The sequence below is a fragment of the Acinetobacter sp. UBA2063 genome (assembly GCF_002333245.1).
In the GTDB taxonomy this organism is placed as follows: domain Bacteria; phylum Pseudomonadota; class Gammaproteobacteria; order Pseudomonadales; family Moraxellaceae; genus Acinetobacter; species Acinetobacter parvus.
The window spans coordinates 652-5,016 of record NZ_DDAH01000269.1 but is presented as its reverse complement, the minus strand read 5'-3'; the positions used below and the strand labels follow the sequence as shown (position 1 = coordinate 5,016).

Below are 4,365 nucleotides of genomic sequence, written 5' to 3'. Positions count from 1 at the left end.
CCTTCACGACGCATGTTTTCAATCAATACTGAAAGGTGAAGTTCACCACGACCAGAAACCTTGAAACGGTCTGGACTATCCGTATCTTCAACACGTAATGCCACATTGTGAATCAATTCGCGGTCAAGACGTTCACGAATATTACGTGAAGTCACGAATTTACCTTCTTTACCCGCAAATGGTGAGTTGTTCACTTGGAACGTCATCGAAACTGTAGGTTCATCTACAGACAATGGCGGTAACGCTTCAACATTTTTCGGGTCGCAAATCGTGTCAGAAATATTGAGTGCATCAATACCTGTAATACAGATGATATCGCCTGCTGATGCAGATTCAACATCAACACGCTCTAAACCGTGGTAACCCATAATTTTAAGGATACGACCGTTACGTGTCTTACCTTCTTTATCAATCACAGTCACTTGGGTGTTTAACTTTACAGAACCACGTTGAATACGACCAACGCCGATCACACCAACGAAGCTGTTATAGTCAAGTGAAGAAATCTGCATTTGGAACGGACCATCAACATCAACTGCTGGTGGTTCTACGATATCTACAATTGTTTGGAACAATGGTGTCATATCATCAGCAAGTTCCTCTGGTGATGGACCTGCAACACCACGAAGACCTGAAGCATAAACGATTGGGAAATCCAATTGCTCATCAGTTGCACCCAAGTTATCAAATAAATCAAATACTTGATCAATAACCCAATCACAACGAGCACTTGGCTTGTCAACTTTGTTAATAATTACGATTGGCTTCAAACCACGTGCGAACGCTTTTTGCGTTACGAAACGAGTTTGTGGCATCGGACCTTCCTGAGAGTCAACCAGAAGCAATACGCAGTCAACCATCGACATTACACGTTCAACTTCACCACCGAAGTCGGCGTGTCCTGGGGTGTCAACGATGTTGATGCGATATTCAGTGTTGGTACGTGCATCTAACCATTTGATTGCAGTGTTTTTTGCAAGAATGGTAATACCACGTTCAGACTCAAGCGCGTTAGAATCCATAACACGTTCAATCTCGCCTGCGCGATCACCAAGAGCACCTGATTGTTGTAAAAGTTTGTCTACAAGAGTCGTTTTACCATGATCGACGTGCGCAATAATGGCAATGTTACGGAGAGTTTTAATATCTGACATGTAAAATTCGATACGCTTTAAATTTGAGGGCAAATTATACAGAAGAATCCTAAACTTTAGTAGTGACAGTTTATTGACAGAGTACTTTTTTTCTGACGAAACGTTACAGAATCGTTGGTAAAGTAGGCCAACTCTATTAGAATATTCCACTAATGCTTATCGCTTTTTTATACTCCCATGCCAAATTCCCAACCTCAACAACAGCTTGATCTGGTCTATGGACTCAATGATCAACCGAAACCTTTTGTTGCATTTTTAGCCGCATTACAGCATCTTTTGGCAATCCTAGTGCCTATCGTAACCCCAGGGTTATTGATCTGTCTGGCACTTGGCGTGTCCCGCGAAGACACCAACATGATCCTGTCCATGTCATTGATTATTTCAGGGATTGCGACCTTTTTACAGTGCAAAAAAGTTGGACCATTTGGTGCAGGATTGCTGATTGTGCAAGGGACCAGCTTCAATTTTATTGGTCCGATTATTGGAATCGGTAGTGCCATGGTTGCAGCAGGGACATCCGTTGAACAGGTGATGGCAGCTATTTTTGGGGTGGTAATTGCGGGTTCATTCATCGAAATGGGTGTCTCCAGAATTCTACCCTGGGTTAAAAAGCTGATTACTCCACTTGTGACAGGCATTGTGGTTTTGCTGATTGGCTTAACCTTGATTAAAGAAGGTTTGATCAGCATGGGCGGTGGTTATACTGCGATGCAGGACAATACCTTTGCCAATGCAGATAACCTGATCATGTCCTGTACTGTGCTGGGAATTATTATTCTACTCAATCGTATCCGTATAATTTGGGTGAAAAGTTCAGCAATTTTAATTGCTTTGGTCATTGGTTATATCCTTGCTGGATTTATGGGACATTTAAACTTTTCTGTGTTGCAGGATGCGCCACTGATCCAGATTCCCATCCCAATGCACTTTGGATTAAGCTTTTCATGGAGCCTGTTTATTCCAATGGCATTTATCTATTTGGTCACTTCACTGGAAGCGATTGGTGATGTGACCGCCACCAGTAAAATTTCCAATCAGCCTGTTGATGGTCCAATCTGGATGCAACGAATTAAGGGTGGTGTATTGGTCAATGGTGCCAACTCATTTCTGGCGGGTATTTTCAATACATTCCCAAGTTCTGTGTTTGCTCAAAACAATGGTGTCATTCAACTGACAGGGGTCGCAAGCCGTTATGTCGGGATCTGGATTGCCATGCTGCTAATTATTTTGGGACTATTCCCTGCTGTTGCAGCGGTCATTCAGGCTGTACCCCAAGCTGTGCTCGGTGGTGCGGTAATGGTGATGTTCGGTGCTGTTGCTGCGTCTGGAATCAATATCCTTGCCAGCATCCAGTTAGACCGCCGCGCTTTGCTGATTATTGCGATTTCACTTGCATTAGGTTTAGGTGTAGCACAAGTTCCACAAATCCTTGAACATCTTCCTGAATTATTCAAAAACATTTTCAGCTCAGGTGTTGCAACGGGTGGTATTGCCGCGTTGATTTTAAATATTGTTTTACCTGAAACTCAAAAATAGTCTTTTAACCATCGTAATTGCCCAGTTTCACCACTGGGCTTTGTTTTTGATGAGAGATCAAAATGGATCCACGTAGTGAAGTCGTTTTACGACAACAAGATTATTTAAATGGGCAAGTTTTACTGATTAATGCGCCCAACGACCAACTCGCCAAAAATTTACCTAGTCAAGTACAAGCGTCTGTCTGGACTTGGAATTATGCTGATCATCAAGGTTTTCAAAGCGGTGGTATAAATTCATATTTTTCAGTTGAGTTTCCACAAGCAAGTTTTGATCAGGTTGTTATTTTCGTTCCAAAATCTAAAGAGTTATTGAATTATATTCTTCATGTCGTGGTTAGCCAGTTAACACTCGGTCAAAGCGTATTTTTAGTAGGTGAAAAAAAAGGCGGTGTTGAACGTGCTGCAAAACAGCTGTTGCAGTATGGCAAAGCTTTCAAACTTGACAGCGCACGTCATTGTCAACTTTGGCACATGAAAATTGAAAAGACTGAAATACACAAACCACTTGACCATTGGTTAAAAAACTATATTGTGCAAGTCAATCAAGAACAGCTCGAAATCTGTGCTTTACCGGGTGTATTTAGTCAAGACCATTTAGATGTCGGTACAGCCGTACTATTGCCTTACCTGAATCAAATAAAATCAGGCAAGATTGCCGACTTTGGTTGCGGTGCTGGAATTATTAGTGCTTATTTAGCCAAACTTAATCCAAACCAGCACATTTTTGCACTTGATGTTGATGCATTTGCATTACGCTCCACTGAACTGACCTTTCAACGAAACGGTTTAAATTTAACACAGCTACATCTACAGCCTGTCACAGGTTTTGTTGATGCACCTAAAGATCTAGATGCCATCGTCAGTAATCCACCTTTTCATCAAGGTATTCATACCAATTACGATGCAAGTGAAGAACTCTGCCAATTGGCGAAAAAGCATCTGAAAAGCTCAGGTGAACTATGGATCGTGGCTAATCGTTTTCTAAATTATCCACCTCTGATTGAGCAGAGCTTTGGTCAATGTCTTGTGAAAGCAGATCAACAGGGATTCAAGGTGTTATATGCCTGTGCAAACAGGGTCAGCTGATACTTTATCTATGGTTGCGGCAGAGAATATTTTTTAGGCGGTATAAGGCATGGGTGATGAAATTTAGTGATTCTAAATGAATCAGCCATAACGCTATAGCGGCAAAAAATATTCCTGCCCCGAAGGGTTATGGTTGAAATTCCCTCACTCTTCGTTATGAAACTTAGTAATAGAGTCGCTATTACTTTCGTTTCATGCCTTGATTGATGAAATTTCAGCCTATAACGCAACCCATATATAAAGTGTCAACAGACCCTTATACAGTTTAAGGAATTTTTATGAGCGATACATCTGCTCCCCAGCATCTCCAGCGTAAGCTTGGGGCACGCCACCTAAATATGATTGCCATTGGCGGTTCAATTGGCACAGGCTTATTCCTTGCTTCGGGTTCTACCATTGCCACCGCAGGTCCAGGTGGTGCGTTATTGGCATATGCTTTAATTGGTATCATGATTTATTTTCTGATGACCAGTCTGGGAGAACTCGCCACCCATAACCCAAGCTCTGGTGCATTCTTTACCTATGGCAGCCGCTATGTCGAAGAGGGTTTTGGTTTCGCACTGGGTTGGAACTACTGGTATAACTGG

At 42.1% G+C, this 4,365-nt stretch carries 4 protein-coding genes; 3 read left to right on the top strand and 1 reads right to left on the bottom strand.

Annotated elements, in window-relative coordinates; translation table 11 throughout:
- Positions 1–1,154: GTP-binding protein (locus tag B4H32_RS12590; protein WP_286803369.1), on the bottom strand; the 1,154-nt coding region annotated here is incomplete at its 3' end.
- A gap of 177 nt (positions 1,155–1,331) precedes the next feature.
- Between B4H32_RS12590 and B4H32_RS12585 the strand changes: the two genes are divergently transcribed.
- From B4H32_RS12585 to B4H32_RS12575, 3 genes are all read left to right on the top strand, one after another.
- The gene (locus tag B4H32_RS12585; protein ID WP_004681682.1) at positions 1,332–2,690 is read left to right on the top strand and encodes a uracil-xanthine permease family protein; all 1,359 of its coding nucleotides are present in this window, start codon (positions 1,332–1,334) and stop codon (positions 2,688–2,690) included.
- Positions 2,691–2,752: 62 nt separating this feature from the next.
- A complete protein-coding gene (locus B4H32_RS12580; RefSeq protein ID WP_004756048.1) occupies positions 2,753–3,778 on the top strand; it encodes a methyltransferase in 1,026 nt (341 codons plus the stop codon).
- Between the two features lie 278 nt (positions 3,779–4,056).
- Positions 4,057–4,365, top strand: a 309-nt coding sequence (locus B4H32_RS12575) for an amino acid permease (protein WP_286803365.1), incomplete at its 3' end; no start/stop codon positions are given.

Excerpts from the sequence above, each read along its gene's own strand:
- B4H32_RS12585 (WP_004681682.1), top strand. The coding sequence starts at position 1,332 with ATGCCAAATTCCCAACCTCAACAACAGCTTGATCTGGTCTATGGACTC.
- B4H32_RS12580 (WP_004756048.1), top strand. The coding sequence starts at position 2,753 with ATGGATCCACGTAGTGAAGTCGTTTTACGACAACAAGATTATTTAAAT.